We start from the raw sequence: 23785 nt of genomic DNA, 5'->3' as shown, positions 1-23785 counted from the left end.
TTCTCGCAGAGGACATGCTCATGAGTGCGATCGTTCAGGATAAGGAAAAGGGCGCAATGGCGCCCGTCGCGAATTCATCGATCGAGAGATCGGCCGCCTATTATCGGCTGAAGGCCGATATCGAAGATTTCTACTATCATGAGGCGGACCTGCTCGACGATCGGCGGTTCCGCGACTGGCTGGATATCCTGGCCGAGGACATCAGCTACTTCATGCCGATCCGGCGCAACGTGAAGTTCGGTCAGCACGCTACCCGCGAAAACACCAGGATCGGCGAAGGCATCAGCTGGTTCGACGAGGACAAGTGGACGCTGACAAAGCGCGTCGAGCAGATCCTCACCGGCGTGCACTATGCCGAAGAGCCGTTGTCGCGGATCAGCCACATGGTCAGCAATGTCCAGATCAAGGCGGTTCGCCCGAACCCTGAGCAGCCGGCGGAAGTCGACGTCATCAGCCGCTTTCTGGTGTATCAGAACCGGGTCGAATACGAGACCTACACCTTTGTCGGCCGGCGCAATGACACGCTCCGCGCGACGCAAGGCACGACACAGGCCAACTGGAAGGTCGCAAAACGTGAAATTCTCCTGGAGCAGAACATCCTGCTTGCCAAGAATTTGACGATGTTCTTTTGAGCGAGACGAGACGCACGGGCCGAGCGTGACGCCATGATCAATGTGATGACCATCAAGGTGGGCGAGCGCCTGCAATTGCGCGAGGGCATCGTGGCCGAAGTGCTGGAAAACATGGAGGACGGCATGTGGCTACAGGTGCGCTATCTCGAATTTCCAGGCAGCCCACAGGATGTAGGGACGGAGGAACTCTGCCATGCGCAGGATATTGTCAGGGTTCTGGGCGGTCCCGAAGCTCAGTAGATGTCAGAAGCGGATCATGCTGCGATTTGAATACATGCCGAGCGACTTCAATCCGCTGTTCCTGTTCATCGGGGAGGGCGCGGATCTCGCGGCATTGGCAAAACTGCTGCGCCGTTTTGCCGATCATCCGCAGGAAATCGCAATTGCCGAGCGAATTCCCGGCGCCACATCGCGGGCGCCCCTGGTGTTGGCGCCGGCCGATCATGAGTTCGGCATGCGTGATCTCGGCGGCAGCTTTCGCTGGAAGCTGAACGGCTGGCAGGCGGCGCGGATCGCCGAACGCATCGAGCTCTTGACGCCGCAGCACGCCAAATCGGGCTCGGACATCATCGAGGTCGGCAGCGACGGCGAAATCCCCGTCAAGGTATCGCGCGGCGAGTTCACCGACGATTTCCTGATTTCCAAACGATGACACGATGAGCCAAGGCGGAATGGAGATGATATGACGGAACGGATCGTCGTTTCCGGCGCAGGCATCGGCGGATTATGCGCGGCACTCGCGCTGATCCAGCGCGGCTTTGCCGTCACCGTTTGTGAGCAGGCCTCGCAATTGAAGGAGGTCGGGGCCGGTGTGCAACTCAGCCCGAACGGAACACGCGTGCTGGCGTCGCTGGGTGTTCTGGAAGACCTCCGGGCGGTCGCGGTGGAAGCGGAAGCCAAGGAAATCCGGCTGTGGAATTCCGGGGAGAAATGGCCGCTGTTCGATCTCGGCGCTGCGGCGATGGCGGAATACGGCTTTCCGTATCTGATGGTGCATCGCGGCGACCTGCAAACGGTGCTCGCCAACGCCGTCGAGCGTGTGGCGCCTGGTACCATCAAGCTGGGCGCCGAAGTAGTAGATGTCAGGGACCGCGGCGAGTTCGCCTCTGCCATCCTCGCCGATGGCAGCGCGATCGACGGCCGATTGGTGATCGGCGCCGACGGCATTCATTCCAAGCTCAGAGCCCGCACGCTCGGCGCGGGCAAGGCCGCCTTCACCGGATGCATCGCCTGGCGCGGCGTCGTGCCGTCCGGTCGGCTGCCGGCTCATTTGCGGCGCGCGGTCGGCGCCAATTGGGTCGGTCCCGGCCGTCACGTCGTTACGTACCCGCTGCGGCGGGGTGAGCTCGTCAACTTCGTCGGCGTGGTCGAACGCCAGGGCTGGGAGACGGAATCATGGACCGCGCGCGGCAGCCGGGAAGATTGCGCGGCGGATTTTGCGGGCTGGCACCCGGACGTTCATGCGCTGATCGACAATATCGACGAGCATTATCGCTGGGCGCTGATGAGCCGGCCGCCGATCGAGCGCTGGTCGAGCGGAAATGTCGTGCTGGTGGGTGACGCCTGCCATCCGATGCTGCCGTTCATGGCGCAGGGCGCGGTGATGGCGATCGAGGACGGGCTGTTGCTGGCGCGTTGCATCGAGGCGCATCGCGACGATCGCGCGGCGGCCATTCGGGCGTATGAAACCCTGCGTGTCGAACGCGCCAATCGTTGCGTGCGCGCCGCGGATCGTAACCGCGAGGTATTCCACAATGATCGTCTGCTCGATCGCGAGGATGCGACGCGCTACGTCTCGACCCAGTGGAATGAGGAAAAAGTTCGCGAACGCTATCACTGGCTGTTCTCCTATGACGCCGTCGGCTGTCCGCTCGAAAGCTAGAGTGGCTTGACTCGCGCCGAGACCGATGGGATGCGATATCTGTATTCAGGTGATCGAGAGACCGGGCAATGGCAGATTCAGCAGCAAATAGCCGCAACAACCAGCGTGTCGCCGTGGTCGGGCTCGGGCCGATCGGCAGGAAAGTGGTGGAAGCCCTCGACAAGGGCATCGACGGACTGGTTCTGGCGGCGGTGTCGGTCCAGGACCCTGCCAAGCATCGGGACTTTCTGGCTGGGCTGAGCAAGCCGCCGGCGATCCTGCCGATCGACGGCCTTGTCGATATCGCCGACCTCGTCATCGAATGCGCGCCCGCCAAACTCGTCAGATCGATCGTCGCGCCCTTTGTCAGCCGCGGCAAAACCGCCGTCGTGCTCAGTGCCGGCGCGCTGCTGGAGAATGAAGACCTGATCGCGCTCGCCAAACAAAACGGCGGCCAGATCGTGGTGCCCACCGGGGCGCTGATCGGCCTCGACGCGATGACCGCGGCGGCCGAGGGCAATATCCTGTCGGTCAGGATGGTGACGCGCAAGCCGGTGAAAGGCCTGGTCGGCGCGCCCTATCTTGTCGCCAACAACATCGACATCGAAGGCATCACCGAGCCGCTCAGGGTGTTCGAGGGCACGGCACGGGAGGCGGCAAAAGGCTTTCCCGCCAACCTCAACGTCGCGGTCGCGCTGTCGCTGGCCGGTCTCGGACCCGACCGCACCCGGCTGGAGATCTGGGCCGATCCGGCATTGACGCGCAACGTGCACCGGATGGAGGTGGACTCCGATTCGGCGCGCTTCTCGATGTCGATTGAAAATATTCCGTCCGAAAATCCGAAGACCGGACGCATCACGGCGTTGTCGGTGATCGCTTATTTGCGCAAGCAGCGTTCGGCGTTGCGGGTCGGGACTTAAGCTTCAATCCTTCACCGCCTTCATCCTGCCGACCAGCAAATCGGCGACCAGGCGGCCGGACGGCGACATGTTGCGCGCCGCCAATTGCACGAGCGTCACTTGCGTTGCTTCCAGCCGCGCGTCGCGCAGCGGCACGGCCACCAGCAATCCCGCGTCGAGCGAGGGCATCGCCGTGTCGCGGGGTAAGAAGGTGGCGAGGTCGGTGCGCGCGGCGAGCGTCTGGGCGAAATTGAGCGAATTGGTTTCGTTGCAGATTTCGAGCCGTATCTTGTTGTTGGCGCAGGCCCGATCGATTTCCTGCCGGATGCCAAAGGATGGATCCGGCACCACCACGCGCAGACCTGCGAGATCCTTGACCGAACAACTGTCGCGGTTTGCCAGCGGATGGCGCGGCGAAACGATCAGGCACAATGATTGCCGCATTCGCGCCAGTTCGATCAGGTCGCGCCGCGGCGAACGGCCGAACACCAGACCGAGATCGACGTCGTTGTGTCCCACCATCTCGGCGACGTCGCGGGAGCCCACCACCGTGGTGGAGATCGAAATACCGGGATAATCACCGGCCAGCTCGACGACGAAATTCGACAGGAAGTTCGCCAGCATCCCCTCCACCGTCGCGATCTTGACCTGACCGCGGCGCATGGTGTCGAATTCCTGCACCTTGACCCGGATGCCATCGAGCTGAATGCGGTTGTCGACGGCATAGCGATAGAGCAGGTGACCGGCGTCGGTCAGAACCATGCCGCGGGCGCTGCGTTCAAACAGTTTGACCGACAATTCCTCCTCGATCGCCTGCATCTGCCGGCTGATGGCGCTGGGCGCGATTCGCAGCGAGGTCGCGGCCTTCTTGATCGAGCCGCTCTCGGTTACCGCGCGGAAATATCTGACCGCGGTCGATTCAATCATGCTCTGTCCCCGTCTTGACTTGCTCAAGATCGCTTGGCCTGCTCAAGATCGCGGCAGGTTTTGGCTAGCGTTCGAATTATTCGACCTCATACCTCTAATTTCAATGCTTTTATTCGAATGCGCGATTTGCCATGCTGGATCGCCGTCACCATTGCCGGTTCCGAAATGGGGGTCTGGATGTCTGGTTCGAAGTTGATCCATTGGTCGGCCGTGCTGGGTACGGCCGTCATGGCGATCGCGTCCTGGAGTGCGTCGGGATCCCCGGTCAGGGCTGAAGACGTTATCCGGTTTGGCGCGCCGCTGCCGTTGACGGGACCGCTGGCACCCGAGGGCATCAAGCAGCAGCAGGGATATGACCTCTGGGCCGAGCAGGCCAACAAGGCCGGCGGCATCTCGGTCGGCGGCAAGAAATACAAGGTCGAGATCGTCTACGCCGACTATCAATCCAGCACGCCGCGCGCGGTGCAGACCACCGAGCAGATGATCACCCAGGACAACATCAACTTCCTGTTCGGGGCGTTCGGCTCCGGCGCTGCGAAAGCCGCGAGCACGGTCTCGGAAAAGTACAAAGTGCCGACCATCGCCGCCGCGGCGTCCTCGTCGCAGGTCTACGATCAGGGCTACAAATATTTGTTCGGCACCTTCACGCCGAACGATACGCTGACCACGCCGCTGACACAGATCATCAAGTCCAAAGCGCCCGACGTCAAGAAAGTGGCCATTCTCGCGCGCAACGACCTGTTCCCGCTGGCGATCGCCCAGGAGATGGAAAAGTCGGCCAAGGCGAATGGGCTGGAGGTGGTCTATTTCGAGAAATACGCCATCGGCACGCTCGATCACTCGGCCGCGTTGTCGCAGATCAAGTCGCTCGATCCGCAGTGGATATTCATCACCGGCTACATCAACGATCTGTTGCTGGCCCGCAAGCAGATGGTCGATCAGGAATTGAAGGCGCAGGTGGTCACGATGATCGCAGGTCCGGCCTATCAGGACTTCATTGAATCGGCGGGCGAGAGCGCCGAGAATGTCACCAGCGCCTCGTGGTGGCATCCCGCCGAGCGGTATGACGGCAAGGATATTTTTGGCTCGACCGAAAATTTCGTGAAACTGTTCCACGACAAATACAAGAGCGACCCGGATTACGGTCAAGCGTCGGCGGCGGTTTGCGGTGCGTTGTTCCAGATGGCGATCGAACGCGCCGGCTCGCTCGATCGCGACAAGGTGCGCGACGAACTGGCAAAGCTCGACGTCGTGACGTTCTGGGGTCCGGTGAAATTCGGCCCCAACGGCCAGATCAACTCGCTGGAGCCGCCGGTATTCCAGATCCAGGGCAGCAAGCCCGTCGTGCTTTTCCCGCTGGCGATCAAGCAGGGCGAGCTGAAGCTGGGCGTGAACTGAACCATCGTCGCGACCGGCGAAGGGCCCGGATATGCTGGCTGCGCAGATCATCATCAACGCCCTGGTGCTGGGCTGCCTCTACGCCTGCATCGCGATCGGCTTTTCGCTGGTGTGGGGCGTGCTCAACGTCATCAACCTGATTCACGGATCGATCATCGTTCTCGGCGCCTATCTGGCCTGGGGCGCGTATCAGTCGATGGCGATTTCGCCGTGGTACGTGCTGCCCGTGGCGGTGCCGGTGTTTTTCGTGTTCGGCTATCTCTTGCAGCGATTGCTGCTCAATCGCGTGCTGCATGCGCCGGTATTGGTGACGTTGACGCTGACATTCGGGCTCGATCTGATCCTGAACAACGCGATGATTTACTTTTTCAAGGCGGATTATCGCAAACTGACCTTGAAGCCGCCGATGGGTTCGGTCTCGCTGTTTCATGTCGTCGTCCCCGTCGACCGGCTGATCGCAACGGTGCTGGCGCTGGCGCTGACCGGGCTGCTTTATCTGCTGCTGCGCCACTCGCGGATCGGGCGCGCCATCGTCGCGGTCAGGCTCGATCGCGATGCGGCGATCCTGATGGGCGTCGATGTCCGGTCGATCTATGCGATCGCGTTCGGGATCGGCGCGGCGCTGGCCGGCTGCGCAGGCGTGCTGATGGCGCTGATTTTCCCGATCTCGGCGCTGACGTCGTCCTCCTATCTCGACAAGGCCTTTGTCGTCTGCGTGCTCGGCGGGCTCGGCAGCGTGTCCGGCGCGCTGGCCGGTGGACTGTTGTTGGCGCTGGTGGAGGGCATCGGCTCGGCCGCGATCGGGCCGGCTTACGCCACGACGTTGTCGTTCGCGCTGCTGATCGTGTTCCTGCTGTTCAGGCCGCAGGGACTGCTCGGCCGGAAAGGCTTCGAATGAAGCGAGCCAATCTGGCGCTGCTGATCGTGCTGGCCTGCCTGGCCGCGTTACCGCTGGTCGGCGGCGCTTACGCGTTGCGGCTTGGGACCATGGCCTGCATGTACGCGATCCTGGCGCTGTCGTGGAACGTGGTCGGCGGCCTCGCCGGCTATCCCTCCTTCGCGACGGCGGCGTTCTTTGGCTTCGGCGCCTATGCGACCGGCGTGTTGCTCAACGCAGGCCTGCCGCTGACCGTGTCGATCCTGGCGGCGCTGATTGGCTCATTCGTCCTTGCGGGCCTGCTTGGCGCGGTGTTGTTGCGCTTGCGTGGCCATTACTTCGCGATCGCCAGCCTTTCGCTGGTGGGCGTGTTGCGCGAACTCGTCAACAACGCCACGGATCTCACCGGCGGCGGCATGGGGCTGAACATCCCGCTGGCGTCCGGCTCCAGCATCATGGCCGATGCCTTGTTCTTCTTCTACGGCATGTGGGGATTGCTGTTGGCGACCGCGCTGATGGTGATCGCGGTCTCGGCATCCAAACTCGGCTTCGGACTGGTCTGCATCCGGCAGAATGAAACCGCGGCCAACATGATCGGCTTAAACGCTACGCTTTATAAAAGCATCGCGTTCGGATTATCGGCATGTTTCGTCGCGGCCGCCGGCGGCCTCTATGCCGCGTGGGTGCATTACATCGACCCATCCGACGTGTTCGACATCCTCTATTCGGTCAAGCCGATCGTGATGACCCTGATGGGCGGCCTCGGATCGCCGCTCGGCGCGGCCTGCGGCGCCTTTCTTTATTTGGTGCTCGAGGAAGTGGTCTGGCGCAACTATATCCAGATTCACAGCGGCGTGCTCGGTGTGCTGATCGTGGCGCTGTTGCTGCTGTTGCCGCATGGCCTCGTTTCGCTGCGCTTCCGCAATTTCTGGCGAAAGGCGAAGCATGTCTGAGATCCTGCGCCTCGATCGCGTATCACGCCGGTTCAGCGGCCTTCAGGCGCTGCGTGAGGTCACGCTCGGGATCAACAAGGGCGAAGTGCTGGGCTTGATCGGCCCCAACGGCGCCGGCAAGACCACGCTGGTCAATACCGTCTGCGGCGTGACGCCAGCCAATTCCGGCACCATTACGTTCGATGGCCAGGACATCACGCGCATCAAGACCTTTCAGGCGGCGCGGCTCGGGCTGTCACGCACGTTCCAGATCGTGCAGCCCTTCGCCGAGTTCTCCGCGCTCGACAATGTCGCCGCCGCCGCGCTGTTTTCGCAGCCCGGTGAGAGCTTGAAGTCCGCCCGGGAGGAAGCCCGGGCGCATCTGGCGTTCGTGGGCCTAGAGGCGCAGGCCAGCCAATCCGCGGCGACGCTGACCTTGGCGATGCGCAAGCGGCTGGAACTGGCGAAAGCGCTGGCGATGAAGCCCAAGCTGTTGTTTCTCGATGAGGTCAATGCCGGGCTGAATAGCGCGGAGGTCGAGCGGGCGACCAAGCTGATTCACCAGTTGGCGGCGGACGGCATCACCATCGTGATGATCGAGCACCTGATGAAAGTCGTCCTCAACGTCTGTACCCGCATCGTCGTGCTCCACAACGGACAACTGATCGCCGACGGGGAGCCGCGCGACGTCATCAAGAATCCCGCCGTGGTCGACGCCTATCTCGGCCAGCAATACGCGCAACGGAATGCCGCCAATGGCTGATTCACCGATCGTCGAACTGCAGGGCCTGTGTGCCGGCTATGGCGAGATCCAGGTGCTCTGGGGCATCGACATCGCGGTGCGCCGCGGCGAGATCACGGCACTGATCGGCTCCAACGGCGCCGGCAAAACCACCCTGATGCGCGCGTTGTCCGGCCTCATCCCAACGCAGGGCGGCATCTATTTCGCCGACGACAAGGATGTCACGGGGGACCGCGCGGCGCAGATTCTCGCCCGCGGCATCGTGCACGTCCCGGAAGGCCGGCGACTGTTCGGCGCCATGAGCGTCGAGGACAATCTGTTGATGGGAGCCTATTCGCGAAAGGTGTCGAGGGGCGAATTGAACCGTGATCTCGACCGGGTCTATGGCACGTTCCCGAAATTGTGCGATCGCCGGCACCAGGCGGCGGCGACGCTGTCCGGCGGCGAGCAGCAGATGTGCGCGATCGGCCGTGGGCTGATGAGCGCTCCCCGGCTCCTGATGATCGACGAATTGTCGCTCGGATTGTCGCCGCTGCTGGTCGAGCAACTCGTCGCCGCGTTGCGCGCCCTGAACGCCGAGGGGATGTCGATCCTGCTGGTCGAGCAGGATGTGATCACCGCGCTCGATCTCTGCCATTCCGCCTTCATCATGGATATGGGCCGCATCGTGCGGCACGGCGAGGGCGCGCAATTACTTGCCGATCCCATCATTCGCGACGCCTATCTCGGCGTGCTCGAGACGTGAAATTCAAATCCGACAGAAAATGTCGACAATTTAGAGAGGCACTATGATCGAGACGGTTGAAGCGCCAAATGGCGGCTACAGGTTCATGCCCGGCGTCAGTCAATATTCATGCGGCATCGGCGCGCTGCCCGGCTTTGCGATCGAGCGGGTTCGTTTTGCAAAGGTGGTCCCGCTGAAGCAGGGGTTCGAGAAGATCGCGGAAATCATCAGGGCGACGGGCCGGCCGCTGACGGCGTTCGGCGCCTGTGAGTTGCGCTCTCCCGCGCCGTTCACCGAAGAGGGTTTTAAGGCCTTTAACGAGATCTACATCAAGACGCTGGTCGATTGGGGGCTCATGAAGGACGGCGTCAATCCGGTGGCGCGCAGCAATGTCTGTCCGAAGATCGATCCGCCCTCGGAACCGGGTTTTCATGCCTTTTCGTTTACGACCGTCGCGCTCAACGCGCCCGCGTCATTCGTCGTTGCCGGCAGCGGCGAGTCGGTGGAAGGCAAAGCCAACTACCGCGACCATACGGTTCGCCTCGGTGAGACCAGCCCTGAAGCCATGCTCGAAAAGGCAAAGTGGGTGCTGGATGAAATGGAGCGGCGCATGGGCGCGTTTGGCGGCGATTGGAGCCAGACCACCGGTGTTCAGCTCTACACCGTGCAGGACGTCTATTCGATCCTTGAAAGCGAGCTCGGCCGGCGCGGCGTATTTCGCAACGGCCTGACCTGGCATTTCAACCGGCCACCCGTCGTCAACCTCGAATACGAAATGGACTGCCGGCGCGTGCATGTCGAACGCGTCGTTGAGGTGTAGCTAAAAATCCAGCGGCGCGTTGTCGACGACTTCCTTCATCACGAAAAATGTTCGCGTTTGCCGCACGCCCGGCAACGCGATCAGCTTCTCGCCGTGGATCCTGTTGAAGTCCGCCATATCGCCGACCCGGATTTTCAGGAAGTAATCGAAGTCTCCGGCTACCAAATGGCAGTCGAGAACGAATTTGAGCTTTGCCGCCGCCTTTTCGAAGTCGGCGAAACTCTCCGGTGTGGAGCGGTCGAGCACCACGCCGACCATCACCAGCGCGCCACGATTGACCTTTTTGGGATTGATCATCGCGCGCACCTGCGTGACATATCCCTGCTCCAGCAGCCGTTGGGTTCGCCGGTGGCAGGTCGCCGGGCTGACATCAACCGCTTGGGCGAGCTCCGCGTTTGAAATTCGGCCGTCCTTTTGCAGCGCGCGCAGCATCTTGAGGTCGATGCCGTCGATCGCCTCGGGTGTGAAAGAATCTTTCAGATTTGTTGCCATATTGATACGATGTCGCAGATGGATGCCGAGAAATCGAGATGGAATATCATATTTTCCTACAAACTTGAAAGCACCATTCGTGCGGAAAATGCTAGGCATCGTGGCGCCGGAATACTAGACCGATCAGACACAAGAGGTTGCCCCATGCTGAAGAAGTTCGCGCGATATCCCCTCACATTCGGGCCGACCCCGATCGAGAAGCTGGAGCGCCTGAGCCAGCATCTCGGTGGCAAGGTGCAGCTTTACGCCAAGCGCGAGGACTGCAATTCCGGTCTCGCCTTCGGCGGCAACAAGCTGCGCAAGCTCGAATATATCATTCCCGACGCCATCGCCTCCAACGCCGACACCCTGGTGTCGATCGGCGGCGTTCAGTCGAACCACACCAGGATGATCGCCGCGGTCGCGGCCAAGATCGGCTTCAAGTGCCGGCTGGTGCAGGAGAGCTGGGTGCCGCATGAGGATGCCGTCTATGACCGCGTCGGTAATATCTTGCTCAGCCGGATCATGGGGGCCGACGTGCAGATGGTCGACGAAGGATTCGATATCGGTATTCGCCAAAGCTGGGAAGACGCCATCGCCGACGTCAAGGCCAAGGGCGGCAAGCCCTATGCGATCCCGGCCGGCGCCTCCGTGCACAAATTCGGCGGCCTCGGCTATGTCGGCTTTGCCGAGGAGGTTCGCGCACAGGAAAAGGAACTGGGCTTTGCCTTCGACTACATCGTCGTCTGCACCGTGACCGGTTCAACCCATGCCGGCATGCTGGTGGGCTTTGCCGCGGACGGACGCGAGCGCCGCGTGATCGGCATCGATGCGTCCTTTACCCCAAAACAGACCAAGGCGCAGGTGCTGGAGATCGTGCGCAGGACGGCCGAACTGGTTGAACTCGGCAAAGAGCTCGGCGAAGACGACGTTGTGCTGCTGGAAGACTACGCCTATCCGGCCTACGGCGTGCCTTCCAACGAGACCAAGGATGCGATCCGCCTCAGCGCACGGCTGGAGGGCATGATCACCGACCCGGTCTATGAGGGCAAGTCGATGCAGGGCATGATCGATCTGGTGCAAAAGGGCTACTTTCCCGAAGGCTCGAAAGTTCTCTACGCCCATCTCGGCGGCGCGCCGGCGCTCAACGGCTACGCTTATGCGTTCCGCAACGGCTGACCGGTGATTTGAGTTTCCCGGGATCTGACGTACAGTCGCCGGATCTCAGGAGTGGTTCAAGTCGGTCATGAGTTCCAGCGAAGATAGCAAAGCGCCGTGGCGCGTCGGCGTATTGTTCTCACAGACCGGGGTGACGTCCGCGGTCGAGCAATCCCAACTGAATGCGACGCTGCTCGCCATCGGCGAGATCAATTCCGCCGGTGGCGTGCTCGATCGCCTGATCGAACCCGTGATCTACGATCCGGCCTCCGACCCGAAGCAGTTCCGCTCCTTGGCGGAGCGGCTGTTTCAGGTCGATCGCATCCGGCTGTTGTTCGGCTGCTACATGTCGAGCACGCGCAAGGCCGTGCTGCCCGTCGTCGAAAGCCATCGCGGGCTGCTGTTTTACCCGACGTTGTACGAGGGCTTCGAATATTCACGGCACTGCATCTATGCGGGTGCGGCGCCGAACCAGAATTCGCTGCAACTGGCAAAATTCCTGCTGTCGACCTATGGCAATCGTTTCCTGCTGGTGGGGTCGAACTACATCTATCCTTACGAGTCCAATCGCCTGATGGCCGACTTCGTCGTGCAGGGCCGCGGCGAGGTGCTGGACGAAATCTACGTTCCGCTCGCAGCGGAGCCGAAGGATTTCGACAAGGTCATCAACCGGATCAAGAAGACCTCGCCCGACGTGATCTTTTCGACGGTGGTGGGGAAGGGCACCTCGGTGCTCTACGAGGCCTACCGAAAGGCAGGATTCGACTCCGCCAAGATGCCGATCGCAAGTCTCACCACCAGCGAGGCCGAAGTGGCGGAGATGCACCAGGAAGCGGCCGAGGGTCATATCACCGCGGCGCCCTTCTTCGAAACGTCTTCTTCGCCTTCGGCGCGGCGCTTCGTGGCGAGCTTCAAGGAAAAATACGGCGCCGATGCGCCGGTGACGGCAGCGGCGGAAGCCGCCTATTTCCAGGTGCATCTGGCGATGCGCGCGTTGGCGCGCTGCGGTTCGGATGATCCGGAACGCGTGCTGCCGGAATTACGCGATTCCGAGTTCGACGCCCCGCAGGGACGGGTTCGGATCGATCCGGAAAACAACCACACTTATCTCTGGCCGCGGATCGCGCGGCTGGACAAATCGGGTCGCTTCCAGACGGTCTGGAATCCCGGCGTGCGGATCAAGCCCGACCCCTATTGCGTCGTGCAGAGCCTCGACGACTGGTCGGCCGAAGACCTCCAGACCGTCAATCACTGAGGACCCGGTGGTGGCGATCCAGATCCTTCGTGACCTTCGCGGACTTCGGGTCCAGGTGGTTCACCCGCCGGACAGTGAACGCGTCAGCCTTGTCGAACATCTGCGCCGCATCGGATGCATGGTCGAAACGCAATGGCCGGTTCCGGAATGCTGGAGCGACAGCGCCGATGTGATGCTGCTGGCCGTCGAACACGATGTTCGCGGCGACATTCAGCGGCTCCTGAAGTCGGGTGACGGCTTGCGTCCGACGCTGATCGCGATCGTCGGTTATGAGGATCCGTCGACGCTGCAACTGGTGCTGGAGGCAGGCGCGGTCGCCGTCATCGAGCGCCCGATCCGCCCGTTTGGCCTGCTCACCAATTTGACCATCGCCCGCAGCATCTGGCTCGAGAAACGCGAAACCGACAAGCGCATCCGCAAGCTCGAGCGCAAGCTGTCGGGCATCCAGCGAATCCAAAAGGCGAAATCGATCCTGATGGATGGCCAGGGACTGAGCGAGGCGGAAGCGTATGAAAATATCCGCCGCCAGGCGATGGCCAAGCGGTTATCGATGGACGACATGGCATCTGCGATCATCCACGCAAATGAACTCTTGCAGTACCGAATAAAAGATGTTTAGTTTTGCACCTGACTGCGATTGGACAAGGATGTTTCAACCGTAGTCATTTGCCGAACCACCAGTGACGTTGGTTTGGCGTTGGCTAGGTAGCCCGAAGAATCCGCGAGGATTCGTCGGGCTTTTTTGCGTTTGGCGACCTGCGATCGGCACGGATTGAATCGGATCCGCGGGCCTCGGACGACTTTGGAATTTTTTCGGGGCGGGATGCGCGCTATCTGCGGGCGCGAACCGGACCGGCGGACTGAACCGACGAACTGAGCGGATTTGCAAACAGCGCTAAGGAGAGAGCGACATGATGCACGGCGATATTTCATCGAGCAATGACACGGTCGGCGTTGCCGTCGTGAACTACAAGATGCCTCGCCTTCACACCAAGGCGGAGGTTTTGGCGAATGCCAGGAAGATCGGCGAGATGATCGTCGGCATGAAGACCGGCCTGCCCGGAATGGATCTGGTGATCTTCCCGGAATATTCGACCCACGGCATCATGTACGACTCCAAGGAAATGTACGACACCGCGTCCGTCGTGCCCGGCGAGGAGACCGAGATTTTCGCCGAAGCTTGCCGCAAGGCGAAAGTCTGGGGCGTGTTCTCGCTCACCGGCGAACGTCACGAGGAACATCCGAAGAAGGCGCCCTACAACACGCTGATCCTGATGAACGACAAGGGCGAGGTGGTTCAGAAATACCGCAAGATCATGCCGTGGGTTCCGATCGAGGGCTGGTACCCCGGCAACTGCACCTACGTCTCCGACGGGCCGAAGGGCATGAAGGTTTCGCTGATCATTTGCGATGACGGCAACTATCCGGAAATCTGGCGCGACTGCGCCATGAAGGGCGCCGAGCTGATCGTGCGCTGCCAGGGCTACATGTATCCGGCCAAGGACCAGCAGGTCATCATGGCGAAGGCGATGGCGTGGGCGAATAATTGTTACGTCGCGGTTTCCAATGCCGCGGGCTTCGACGGGGTCTATTCTTATTTTGGCCATTCGGCGATCATCGGCTTCGATGGCCGCACGCTCGGCGAATGCGGCGAGGAAGAATACGGCATCCAGTATGCCCAGCTTTCGAAGATGCTGATCCGCGATGCCCGCCGCACCGGACAATCGGAAAACCATCTCTTCAAGCTGGTGCATCGCGGCTACACCGGGTTGATCAACTCCGGCGAGGGCGACCGCGGTCTCGCGGCCTGTCCTTATGAGTTCTACAACAAATGGATCGCCGATCCGGAAGGCACCCGCGAAATGGTCGAGTCCTTTACCCGGCCGACGGTGGGAACGGATGAGGCGCCGATCGAAGGCATCCCCAACAAGGTCGCAGCGCACCGCTAGCTGGAGCGGCGTTTCTCCGTCATTGCGAGCCAACGGGTCGGGCGAATGCCCGCCCGATGACAGGCTCCGCGAAGCAATCCAGGGCAAAAAGCAAGGACTGGATTGCTTCGTCGCAAGGGCTCCTCGCAATGACGAACAAAAAACCCAAACTCTATTGACTGCCTTTCAAGTCAGACATCGATGATGCTCTACCGCCGCGCCAGTCGGAAATACAATTCCGACAGGCGCGCCGGCAGATCTTCGACCCGCGGCACCAGCATGGTATTGCCGCGACCGAAAATACGCGCGGCCGAATTCACCGCACTGGAGCCGAGCACGACACCGAACCCGTCGATGCCGCGCGCGCGCAGACCGATCGCGGCGCGCCGGGCGTCCTCGACAAGATCGAGCGGGTCGGCGACGTCGATATCGGAGGGCTCACCATCGGTCAGGACGATGACGAGCTTTCGGAAGCTTTTGACATGGCTGATCGCCTCGCCGGCATGACGAATAGCTGCGCCTAGCCGGGTCGACAGCCCCGACGATAGCGCCGCCAACCGGCCGATGCAGGCGCGATCATAGGGTTGATCGAACGCCTTGACGGTCGTCATCTCCACATCCTCCCGTCCATTCGAGGCAAAGGCGAGCAGGCTGAAGGGATCGCCGAGCGCGCCCATGGCTTCGGCCAGCACCGCAACCGCCAGCCGTTCGACGTCGAGGATCGAGGCCCCGGATGCGAGACGATCCCGCGTCGATTCCGAGATATCGAGCAGCAGCAACGCTGCGAGGTCGCGATGCTTGGAGATCGTCGCGCGAAAGATGCGTGGATCGGGTTGCTGGCCCATGCGCAGCGCGATGCCGGCATCGAGCATGGCATCGACGTCGAGGTCATGGCCATCGAGCTGGCGCTTGAGCCTGATGGCGCGGCCGACGCTGATACCACGGACCAGCCGGCGGATCCGGTTTCGCAGCACGTCGGCGCGATCAAGCGCTTCCTCCACAATGAGCGGATCGCCCTGCCGCGCGGCGACTTCCCGCACCGTCGTCCATTCCGGCCGCTCGACATGGTGGGCGCGGTCCCATTCCGGATATTTCGCGATCACGATGCCGCGCTGGTCCGGCGGCACCGGGCGGGCGCGGCCGGCGGCATTTTCGCCTGCCTGCACGTCGGGATGCAGCGACGGCTGATCGGGATCCTCGCGCTGTTCAAGTCGCGCTGCGTCAACCGCGAGATCGGGCGTCTCGGCGGAGGCGGGTGCATCGTCGCCAAAGTCCCACAGGCCCAGCCCGTCGTCGCGATAGACCGGCTCGACCACATAGGTCTTGGCGTTGAACTGGATCCGCATCTGGCCGAGATCGTTGCCAAGCAGCATGCCGACCTCGCGGCTGATGGACGGGTCTTCGAGGCGCGAGATTCGGCCCTCGAACATCAGGCGTCCTTTGGCAACAAAGCTGTCATCGTCCTCATAGGACGGGTCGAACAGCGCGCGGGCCAGCCGGGCGAGCAAGGTCGGTGCGGTGGCGACCCCGGCCGGCGTGGCGACGTGATAGGACGACCACAGTCTTCGCAGACCGGGTAGTTGCCGCACCGCCAGCGATTCGATGCGGGCATCCTCGATCAGGGTGACCAGCGCGATCTGCAGCGGTTTCAGGGTTCCGACCGCAAACCGTGTGCCGCCGAACATCAGATGGGCCTGCGCGTGCGCCGCCGCCGCGCGGTATAGCGCGTAGGCGGCGTCGCCCTGCACGCCGCGATAGATCGCGGGCAGGCGGATCAACGGTCCCGCGATCCCGGCGCGGCGTTGCGGGGCCTGGCCGGTGCCGCCTGAAAAACTGCGCAACAGCGGCGGGCGGCCCCATAACGCCGTGACGAACGCCTTGGTCTGGCGCTCGGTCTCGGCGAATCCGGCGCCAGCCGTGGCGCGTTCCACCAGTTGCTGCGCGAGTTCATCCTGCAACGTGAAGAAGGCCAGCCGCTTCTGCTTGTTGCCGGCTGCGAGCTTCAGGCCCGCCGCGATAAAACTCTCAAAGGATTGGATATCGCCGGCGCCGAGGATTTCGGCCATGCGCGCCGCCGCGGCCACTACCGATTCCGGTGCGCGCTGCGCCAGATCGTCCATCGCGCGCCACCACCGCGACAGGCCAGGCGCCGCGGTCAGGATCTTTTTGGTGACCGCGACGGCGTTGAGCGTCGCCGCGGCGGCCTGCGCGCCGGCGTAACGGCAGATATTGGCCGATGTCTGCGCCGCCACGATCAGCGGCGCGATGCCATCTGCGGTCGGCTGGTCGCGGCTGACCTGCCAGAACGCCACCAGGCAGGAGGGGCCGGCATTGACGTCGGCGAGATCAAGCACGCCGGCCGCCCAGCCCTCAAGCTTGTCGGCGTGAAAGCGCGCCGCCAGATTGTCCCAGGCCAGCCGAAACGGCGGCCGCAACGCTTCGCGCTGTCGCATCAAGAGATGAACGCGGCGGGCCGCGCCGCCGGCTGGGGCAGCAACCATGCGCAGCGATGCCAAGCGGGGCGCAGCACTCACCGGATGCAGGCCTCGATCGCGGCGCTGAGGGCTTCGCGGATATCGTGATTGTCGGTGATCGGCAGCACGATGCTCGATCGCACCGCGGTTGCAAGCGGCAGGCCGGCGCGGACCAGCCGGCCGGCATGGATCAGCATCCGGGTCGAGGCGCCTTCCTCAAGCCCATGCCCCTGCAGATGCCGCGACCGCTCGGCGATTGCGACCAACGTGCCGGCCAACTCGACATCGGTTCCGGCCTCGCGGGCCACGATGGCGGCTTCGACCGCGGCCGGCGGATAATTGAAATCGATCGCAAGGAAACGCTGCTTGGTCGATTCCTTCAGATCCTTCACCGCGCTCTGGTAGCCGGGATTGTAGGAGATGGTGAGCTGGAAATCGGCGTGGGCCGGCACGATCTCATTGTGCTTCTCCAGCGGCAGGATGCGCCGCGCATCGGTCAGCGGATGGATCACGACGGTAGTGTCCTGGCGCGCTTCGACGATTTCATCGAGGTAGCAGATCGCGCCGTACCTGACGGCCATGGTCAGCGGGCCGTCGTGCCAGACGGTGCCGCTTGGCTCCAGCAGGTACCTGCCGGCGAGGTCCGAGGCAGTCATGTCCTCATGCGCGGCAACGGTGACCAGCGGCTTTGCCAGCCGCCAGGCCATGTGTTCGACAAAACGGGTTTTTCCGCAGCCGGTCGGCCCCTTCAACATCAAGGGAAGCCGCTCGGCGAAGGCCGCTTCAAATATCGCGATCTCGTCGCCGACGGGCTGGTAATAGGGTTCCGAAGCGATCCGGTAAGCATCGAGGTTCATGCGCATCTCCACGAATGGGTCGTGGGGAAAAGCGCCTGCCCATGTCCCGAGCCTATGTCCCGAGCTCATGTGACGACATCTCCTCCCCCTTTCGAAAGCGGGTTGGGCAAACATCGCCTTATGGGCGCGCCACGGCCTTGGAGCGCGCGAAACAGGCATTCTTTCGAACGCCTCGGTCAATATTAGATCGTTAATCCCGATGTCGCACAAGTGGCCAAGGGACGGACGTCGCCGGATGCGACCAGCGCCTGGTTTACTGGCCTATGCGCGGTCGGGCTGCACAACCCCGATAACGACAAGGACTTCTGCCTTTTGACGTCCGAGACTGTGCACCTGATGAGGGGTCTCGCCGGAAAAATACAGGCAATCTCCTTTTTCCAGCTCAAACTCTTCGCCATCAAGTTCGATTGCGACCCGCCCGCTGACAACGAACAGCATTTCTTCGCCGGAATGAAATGACCTTTGAATTTTCTGGCGGGCGCGAGCCGAGTTCGGCGTTGATTTGAACGGAGGCGTCAGAAGAAACGGCGCCATGCTCTTATGTGGACGCGCCGCGGCGAGGGCGAACAAGCCATAAGACTCGTCCTTCATCGGGAGCGCATCTTCTTGCTGACGCCGGTGAATCGTATAGCGCGGCGCCGATGTCGGCTGCGGGTCGAAGAAATACGCCACGTTGACGTCCAGCGCCGCCGCCATGCGCAGCAGCGCGGCAATCGAGGGAGTTTTCAGGCCTCGCTCAACAAGCGAAATATATCCGCGGGTCAATTCGCTGAGGCTTGCCAGGCGATCCATCGTCAGACCCTTGGCCACGCGCAATTGCCGGAGATTGGGGCCTACTCCCGTGGTTCTGCTGACGTCCAACAATGCTTGTCTCCCTGCCGGGCAATTGAGCTTCGGCACGCGATGTTTTGCATCAGGCCTGTGAAGGGCGCCAGCGATAAACTTTCGCTCCGATCGGGAGTATCTCATGGCTCCATGAGACTGCCAGTAAACTTACGGTGCGGAAATTTCATCCAATTCGTGAAGAAAGTTTAGGCAAATCAGGGCCAAAATCGATGATTTTAGCATATTTATTGGTCTCTTTCGCGATTCAGTGGGTTTTGACGTCGTTTTCGGCCATTTTGGCCATTTGATTTCTGACAGTAAACATGGTCGATTTTCGGCGTGCACAATCCGTGCATCCGAAAGGGTGGCGTCATGATCAAGCGGTTGGGAGCCGGAAAGCGGCTCAGCATGGCCACGATCCATAATGGCCTTGTCTATCTCGCGGGCCAAGTACCCGACGATCTGTCGGTCGGCATCGAAGCCCAGGCATCGCAGGTGCTGGGCAAGATCGACGCGCTCCTTGCGGAAGCTGGAACCGGCAAGTCGTCGATTTTGACGGCGACGGTCTGGCTTCCGAACATTGCCGATTTCGCGGTGTTCAACACGGTTTGGGATGCATGGGTGCCCGCGGGCGCGTCACCGGCGCGGGCCTGTGTTGAAGCTCGCCTCGCCAATCCATCGATCCGGGTCGAGATCGCGGTGATCGCCGCCATTCTTTAAGCGCCGACGCCCGCGCTGGGGCGAATGAGGTCCAGCGGAAGCAGCAGACTTTCCTAGCTACGCCCCGATAGCCGGGGCGGAGAACGACGATATGCGTCCGGAAGTTGGCCACAATCCTGGAGAGGATCATCATGACCGTTGCCGAGCAATTCACGACAGTTGAAATCCCCGATGACGGCGCAGCGTTGCGCCGCATCGTCTGGTCGAGCGTCATCGGGACCGCGGTCGAGTGGTACGACTTCCTGATTTACGGTGCGGCGACCGCGCTGGTGTTCAACAAGATCTTCTTTGCGGCCGGTGATCCCGCTTTGGCGACCATTGCCGCCTTCGGAACCTATGCCGTCGGCTTTCTGGCGCGTCCGCTCGGCGCCGCGATCTTCGGTCACTTTGGCGATAAAGTGGGCCGCAAGGCGATGCTCGCGATCACCATCATTGTCATGGGGCTGGGAACATTTCTGATCGGGTTGCTGCCGACCTATCAGCAGATCGGCGTCGCGGCGCCGGTGCTGCTGATTGTTTTGCGCTTCCTGCAGGGCATTGGTCTCGGCGGCGAGTGGGGCGGTGCCGTGTTGATGGTGGTCGAAAACTGCCCGACCCATCGGCGAGGCTTCCTCGGCAGCATGGTGCAGGTCGGAAATCCCGTCGGCAACCTCGCCGCGATTGGTGTGTTCGGCCTGGTATCGCAACTGCCCGATGCCCAATTCACGGCATGGGGATGGCGCATTCCTTTTCTGCTCTCCATCCTGCTGGTAGGGGTTGGGCTCTATATCCGTCTGCGGATGGAGGAAACCGCGGCTTTCAGCCAGGTCAAGGCCAAGAACGAAGTCGTGCGGATGCCGATCGTCGAAATCTTCAGGGATCACCGCCGGCCGTTCTTCACCGCGGTCGGCCTGAAGATCTCCGAGATCGCTTATGCCAGCATCGCCGGCGTCTTCATCATGTCTTACGCAACCTCGCATCTTGGGCTGTCGCGCGCGCTGGTGCTGAATGGCGCCTTCATCGCCTCCTTTGTCGCGTTGTTCTCGATTCCGCTGTTTGGATGGCTGTCCGACAGAGTCGGCCGCAAGACGATGTTTTATGCCAGTTGCACGTTCTCCGCATTGTTCGCATTCCCGATGTTCTGGCTGCTCGACACCCGCGATCCGACCATCGTGATCCTGACGATCGTCGTTGCCATCTCGTTCGGCCAGATGGTGATGTTCGGGGTCGGCGCGCCCTGGTATTCCGAACTGTTCACGACGCGGCTGCGTTACAGCGGCGCCTCGCTGGGCTTTCAGGTCGGCGCCGCCATCAGCGGCGGGCTCAGCCCCCTGATCGCCGCGCTGCTGATGACGTGGGCGGGAGCCACTTGGCCGGTCTCGATATTTCTCATCCTGTGCGCGCTGGTCACGGCCATCGCGACCTTTGCAGCGCCAGAGATGGCGAACCGGGAACTGACGTAATGACGGCGCGGTGCCTTGACGCCGGCAATTCAATTCACAAGAAACCATCCCTCAGGGAGAAGTTGGACCATGCTTGACGTACTCGAAACCCAAGGAAATGCCGCGGGAGCCGGCGACAGAACGATCAGCCCCGCCTGGACGGGTCTGGTCCGGCACCTGCACATCACGCCGAGAGCCTTCCTGCCGATGCGGGCGATGCCGGAAATCAAATTGATCGCCGGCCGCGGTATCGAGGGCGATCGCTATATGATCGGCCGCGAAGAAGGTTTTTATTCGCACAAACCGGAGGAAGGCCGACAGGTCACGCTGTTCGAAATCGAGACCCTCGTGGCGTTGAAGCGCGACCATAATATCGAACTCGGGCCGGAGGAGCACCGGCGCAACGTGACGACCGTGGGCGTGCCGCTCACCCATCTTGTCGGTCGCAAATTCTGGCTGGGTGAGACGCTGCTGGAAGCAACTCGGCTGTCGATCCCCTGTCGGCATATCGAGGAAATCACAGGCAAGGCGATCTTCGATCCGCTGATCAACCGCTCCGGGCTGAATTGCAGGATATTGCAAGGCGGCGTGGTGCGGATTGGCGATACCATGCGGAACTTTCAATGAAGGCGGCACCCATCACGACGATCAAAACGATCGTCGAGAAAATCGATGACGGCGGTCCGGACGTAAAGGTGTTTTCCCTGGTCGATCCCGATCGCTGGGAATTGCCACCGTTCCGGCCGGGTGCGCATATCGACCTGCATTTGCCGGGGAAAGTCGTTCGCACCTATTCGCTTTGCAATGACCCTGCGGAAAATTCGCGTTACGTGGTCGCGGTCAAGCGCGAGCCTTCGGGGCGTGGCGGTTCGATCAGGCTGCACGATGATGTCAGGCAAGGCGATACCATCGGCGTCAGCCTGCCACGTGGAGGCCTCCAGCTCGACAACAAGGTGTCTCGCTTCACCTTTGTCGCAGGCGGAATCGGCGTAACGCCGTTTCTGTCGGCGGCGGCGTATTTGATGCGAACCGGCGGTGCGGATTTCAGGCTGCATCTGATGGTGCGTGGCGAGCCACCGGTCGCCGGCTTGCTCGCTCCCTTGTTGCAGAAGGGGCATGTCGTCATTCACAACACCGTCACGGCGGCGCGCCCGGAAGTCGCATCGCTGATAGGGCGGACGCCGTCCGATGAGATGGTCGGCTGCTGCGGTCCGCAAGGCATGATCGAGGATTTCGAGCAGGCGACCCGCGGCTGGCCGGACGAGCTTGTGCATATCGAGCGCTTTGTACCGCTCGCGAGGCCGCTCGATCCCAATGAGAAGCCGTATACCCTGGTGCTGTCGCGATCCAGGCTCGAGGTGGCCGTCACAGCCGGTCAAACGATGCTCGCGGCACTTATCGACGCCGGCATCGATATTCCCGCGTCCTGCTGCGGAGGCATTTGCGGTTCATGCAAGGTGGATTGGCTTCAAGGAGAGCCGGTGCATCGCGATCGCGTGCTGTCCCCGGCGGAACGTGGGAAAAGTCTGATGGTCTGCGTTGCCGGATCGGCGACCGATCGCCTCATTCTGGATCTCTAGAGTGGGATGACTTTTAATCGAGTCGGTCGGGGCCGGTGTTTCGGCCCACCTCTCCCCGTCGGGGAGAGGTCGATTTGCGCAGCAAATCGGGTGAGGGCGCTTAACGAGAGGTCGTAACCCCTCACCCCAACCCTCTCCGAACGGGAGAGGGAGCGCGCTTCTGTTGCCGCTACCGCTTAATCCAATCCCATCCCGCGCTAGATAGCCTGAGGTGAATCATAACTGTCTAAAGGGAGAGCCTCGGCTTCTCTCGACATTTAAGGCCGCATCGCGCTTCGGCCGCTCGATGCCCTGCGAATGCCGTGCTTTCGCCAAATGCGTCATCCCACCGACACACTTGGTAATACACATTTCGTAACATGACCGAACCTTAAGGTGTCGATCGTACCAACTGAAGGTATTCTTAGCTCAGGGGCAACCACGGAGCGCGACCATGAATCCCATTTCACAGTCCGCGTTATCCGACCACGCCGTCCTTGCGGCCGTCGGTTACGATCAATGCGTCGAACGCTTGGCCTATACAGTCGATCATCGCGATGAGGCCGAACTCGAAGAGGTGGCCTACCTCATCAGCCAGTTGGCTGTTGTGATCGAGTAGACCACCGCCGTCTGTTCGATCCGGGCGCCGCGCCAACAGGGGCTAACCCTGTCGCGGCAGGCTGTCGCGCCGAACGCTGCCGGCGCTATCTTCGCGTTTGACTTCGGGAAACAGCCACATCGCGAAGATCATGAAGCATCCGAGGAACGCGACCACGTACTGGATGCGGTCATGGCCCAGAATATGCTGAAAATATGCGGCGATGGCAGCCACAATGACGACGCCCAGCGACAGGCCGAGCTTAATTCTAACAGGCATCGCTCAACCCTCCGAAACACGTCACGATAGATTTGCCCACGATGGAGCGGCGATCTTGGCGAGCGTCGCCAGCGCCAACGCCTGAATTCCGATCAGCGCGACCAGACCCATTCTTCCATCGCGCTGCGACGGCGGCCAGGCCTGGAACAGCCCCGGCGCGAACAGCACGATGAGCCCGGTGACGACGATCAAGCTGCTCCACCGAAGTTCGATGCAGCCGTAACAGCCGGTCGCGATCAAAAGGCTCACCAGCAAAATCGCATTGCCGGCGATCAAGGGCGTCATGCCGCGCGATCGTACCGCCTCCGGACGCGCGCGCAGCGGGAACATGCCGGCGACCACGAGAAACGCCAGCATGCAGATCGTCGCATAGGCAGCGAACCACAGCAGTGAAACCCAGTTTGGCTCGATGGCGCTCATACAGGCTC

General features: G+C 61.7%; 27 protein-coding genes. 20 read left to right on the top strand and 7 right to left on the bottom strand.

Annotation, left to right across the window (positions count from 1 at the left end):
• Nucleotides 1-20 precede the first annotated feature (20 nt).
• From GSQ88_RS08575 to GSQ88_RS08555, 5 genes are all read left to right on the top strand, one after another.
• Nucleotides 21-632 (top strand): 3-phenylpropionate/cinnamic acid dioxygenase subunit beta, encoded by a 612-nt coding sequence (locus GSQ88_RS08575; protein ID WP_159007081.1) that lies wholly within the window; start codon nt 21-23, stop codon nt 630-632.
• 33 nt (nt 633-665) lie between these two features.
• The gene (locus GSQ88_RS08570; RefSeq protein ID WP_246735133.1) at nt 666-872 is read left to right on the top strand and encodes a hypothetical protein; all 207 of its coding nucleotides are present in this window, start codon (nt 666-668) and stop codon (nt 870-872) included.
• 16 nt (nt 873-888) lie between these two features.
• Complete coding sequence (locus tag GSQ88_RS08565; protein WP_159007079.1) at nt 889-1284, top strand: hypothetical protein; 396 nt, start codon at nt 889-891, stop codon at nt 1282-1284.
• A 30-nt stretch (nt 1285-1314) separates the two neighbouring features.
• Complete coding sequence (locus GSQ88_RS08560; protein ID WP_159007077.1) at nt 1315-2514, top strand: FAD-dependent monooxygenase; 1200 nt, start codon at nt 1315-1317, stop codon at nt 2512-2514.
• Nucleotides 2515-2582: 68 nt separating this feature from the next.
• Complete coding sequence (locus tag GSQ88_RS08555) at nt 2583-3413, top strand: aspartate dehydrogenase (RefSeq protein WP_159007075.1); 831 nt, start codon at nt 2583-2585, stop codon at nt 3411-3413.
• A gap of 3 nt (nt 3414-3416) precedes the next feature.
• On the opposite strand, the gene GSQ88_RS08550 is transcribed toward GSQ88_RS08555, so the two are convergent.
• The gene (locus GSQ88_RS08550) at nt 3417-4319 is read right to left on the bottom strand and encodes a LysR family transcriptional regulator (RefSeq protein ID WP_159007073.1); all 903 of its coding nucleotides are present in this window, start codon (nt 4317-4319) and stop codon (nt 3417-3419) included.
• Between the two features lie 177 nt (nt 4320-4496).
• On the opposite strand from GSQ88_RS08550, the gene GSQ88_RS08545 reads away from it, so the two are divergent.
• From GSQ88_RS08545 to cnbZ, 6 genes are read left to right on the top strand one after another with little or no spacing between them, the layout of a single operon-like run.
• Nucleotides 4497-5717, top strand: a complete 1221-nt coding sequence (locus GSQ88_RS08545; RefSeq protein WP_159007071.1) for an amino acid ABC transporter substrate-binding protein — start codon at nt 4497-4499, stop codon at nt 5715-5717.
• A 31-nt stretch (nt 5718-5748) separates the two neighbouring features.
• The gene (locus GSQ88_RS08540; RefSeq protein ID WP_159007069.1) at nt 5749-6615 is read left to right on the top strand and encodes a branched-chain amino acid ABC transporter permease; all 867 of its coding nucleotides are present in this window, start codon (nt 5749-5751) and stop codon (nt 6613-6615) included.
• On the top strand, nt 6612-7547 hold the full coding sequence (locus GSQ88_RS08535; protein ID WP_159007067.1) for a branched-chain amino acid ABC transporter permease: 936 nt from the start codon (nt 6612-6614) through the stop codon (nt 7545-7547). Before GSQ88_RS08540 ends, GSQ88_RS08535 begins: the two co-directional genes overlap by 4 nt.
• Nucleotides 7540-8289 carry an ABC transporter ATP-binding protein gene (locus GSQ88_RS08530; RefSeq protein WP_159007065.1) on the top strand — a complete coding sequence of 250 codons (750 nt, stop codon included), beginning with the start codon at nt 7540-7542 and terminating at the stop codon, nt 8287-8289. Before GSQ88_RS08535 ends, GSQ88_RS08530 begins: the two co-directional genes overlap by 8 nt.
• On the top strand, nt 8282-9013 hold the full coding sequence (locus tag GSQ88_RS08525) for an ABC transporter ATP-binding protein (RefSeq protein WP_159007063.1): 732 nt from the start codon (nt 8282-8284) through the stop codon (nt 9011-9013). Before GSQ88_RS08530 ends, GSQ88_RS08525 begins: the two co-directional genes overlap by 8 nt.
• Before the next feature lie 43 nt (nt 9014-9056).
• Nucleotides 9057-9812: a 2-amino-5-chloromuconate deaminase CnbZ gene (cnbZ, locus tag GSQ88_RS08520; protein ID WP_159007061.1), complete on the top strand. Its 756-nt coding sequence runs from the start codon at nt 9057-9059 to the stop codon at nt 9810-9812.
• Here the strand turns inward: cnbZ and GSQ88_RS08515 are convergent, their stop codons facing one another.
• The gene (locus GSQ88_RS08515; RefSeq protein WP_159007059.1) at nt 9813-10304 is read right to left on the bottom strand and encodes an Lrp/AsnC family transcriptional regulator; all 492 of its coding nucleotides are present in this window, start codon (nt 10302-10304) and stop codon (nt 9813-9815) included. It abuts the gene before it with no gap.
• 144 nt (nt 10305-10448) lie between these two features.
• Between GSQ88_RS08515 and GSQ88_RS08510 the strand changes: the two genes are divergently transcribed.
• From GSQ88_RS08510 to GSQ88_RS08495, 4 genes are all read left to right on the top strand, one after another.
• Complete coding sequence (locus tag GSQ88_RS08510) at nt 10449-11462, top strand: 1-aminocyclopropane-1-carboxylate deaminase (RefSeq protein WP_159007057.1); 1014 nt, start codon at nt 10449-10451, stop codon at nt 11460-11462.
• 67 nt (nt 11463-11529) lie between these two features.
• On the top strand, nt 11530-12696 hold the full coding sequence (locus GSQ88_RS08505) for a transporter substrate-binding domain-containing protein (protein WP_159007055.1): 1167 nt from the start codon (nt 11530-11532) through the stop codon (nt 12694-12696).
• Between the two features lie 10 nt (nt 12697-12706).
• Nucleotides 12707-13315: an ANTAR domain-containing response regulator gene (locus GSQ88_RS08500; RefSeq protein WP_159007053.1), complete on the top strand. Its 609-nt coding sequence runs from the start codon at nt 12707-12709 to the stop codon at nt 13313-13315.
• 292 nt (nt 13316-13607) lie between these two features.
• Nucleotides 13608-14645: an aliphatic amidase gene (locus GSQ88_RS08495; RefSeq protein WP_159007051.1), complete on the top strand. Its 1038-nt coding sequence runs from the start codon at nt 13608-13610 to the stop codon at nt 14643-14645.
• 188 nt (nt 14646-14833) lie between these two features.
• Here GSQ88_RS08495 and GSQ88_RS08490 read toward each other — a convergent pair whose 3' ends face one another.
• The 3 genes from GSQ88_RS08490 to GSQ88_RS08480 all read right to left on the bottom strand — a co-directional run bounded on the left by GSQ88_RS08490 (nt 14834) and on the right by GSQ88_RS08480 (nt 18819).
• Nucleotides 14834-17125: a nitric oxide reductase activation protein NorD gene (locus tag GSQ88_RS08490; RefSeq protein ID WP_159007049.1), complete on the bottom strand. Its 2292-nt coding sequence runs from the start codon at nt 17123-17125 to the stop codon at nt 14834-14836.
• Nucleotides 17126-17154: 29 nt separating this feature from the next.
• Nucleotides 17155-17955 (bottom strand): CbbQ/NirQ/NorQ/GpvN family protein, encoded by an 801-nt coding sequence (locus GSQ88_RS08485; protein WP_159007047.1) that lies wholly within the window; start codon nt 17953-17955, stop codon nt 17155-17157.
• 261 nt (nt 17956-18216) lie between these two features.
• Complete coding sequence (locus tag GSQ88_RS08480; protein ID WP_159007046.1) at nt 18217-18819, bottom strand: helix-turn-helix domain-containing protein; 603 nt, start codon at nt 18817-18819, stop codon at nt 18217-18219.
• Nucleotides 18820-19152: 333 nt separating this feature from the next.
• Between GSQ88_RS08480 and GSQ88_RS08475 the strand changes: the two genes are divergently transcribed.
• From GSQ88_RS08475 to GSQ88_RS08455, 5 genes are all read left to right on the top strand, one after another.
• The gene (locus GSQ88_RS08475; protein WP_159007044.1) at nt 19153-19500 is read left to right on the top strand and encodes a RidA family protein; all 348 of its coding nucleotides are present in this window, start codon (nt 19153-19155) and stop codon (nt 19498-19500) included.
• Between the two features lie 131 nt (nt 19501-19631).
• Nucleotides 19632-20942: an MFS transporter gene (locus GSQ88_RS08470; protein ID WP_159007042.1), complete on the top strand. Its 1311-nt coding sequence runs from the start codon at nt 19632-19634 to the stop codon at nt 20940-20942.
• A 186-nt stretch (nt 20943-21128) separates the two neighbouring features.
• Entirely contained in the window at nt 21129-21548 is a 420-nt protein-coding gene (locus GSQ88_RS08465; RefSeq protein WP_246735170.1) for an MOSC domain-containing protein, read from the top strand.
• Nucleotides 21545-22501, top strand: coding sequence for a PDR/VanB family oxidoreductase (locus GSQ88_RS08460; protein WP_159007040.1), 957 nt, complete (start codon nt 21545-21547; stop codon nt 22499-22501). The genes GSQ88_RS08465 and GSQ88_RS08460 overlap by 4 nt, the downstream gene beginning before the upstream one ends.
• 433 nt (nt 22502-22934) lie before the next feature.
• Nucleotides 22935-23099 carry a hypothetical protein gene (locus GSQ88_RS08455; RefSeq protein WP_159007038.1) on the top strand — a complete coding sequence of 55 codons (165 nt, stop codon included), beginning with the start codon at nt 22935-22937 and terminating at the stop codon, nt 23097-23099.
• Nucleotides 23100-23141: 42 nt separating this feature from the next.
• Here GSQ88_RS08455 and GSQ88_RS08450 read toward each other — a convergent pair whose 3' ends face one another.
• Both GSQ88_RS08450 and GSQ88_RS08445 read right to left on the bottom strand, forming a co-directional pair.
• The gene (locus GSQ88_RS08450; RefSeq protein WP_159007036.1) at nt 23142-23357 is read right to left on the bottom strand and encodes a hypothetical protein; all 216 of its coding nucleotides are present in this window, start codon (nt 23355-23357) and stop codon (nt 23142-23144) included.
• Nucleotides 23358-23378: 21 nt separating this feature from the next.
• Nucleotides 23379-23777: a hypothetical protein gene (locus GSQ88_RS08445; protein ID WP_159007035.1), complete on the bottom strand. Its 399-nt coding sequence runs from the start codon at nt 23775-23777 to the stop codon at nt 23379-23381.
• Nucleotides 23778-23785: the final 8 nt, after the last annotated feature.

Origin of the sequence: Bradyrhizobium sp. S69 (assembly GCF_009766005.1) — a bacterium.
Taxonomy (GTDB): Bacteria; Pseudomonadota; Alphaproteobacteria; order Rhizobiales; family Xanthobacteraceae; genus Bradyrhizobium.
The sequence above is the reverse complement of the archived record's forward strand: the minus strand, read 5'-3'. Positions and strand labels throughout refer to the sequence as shown.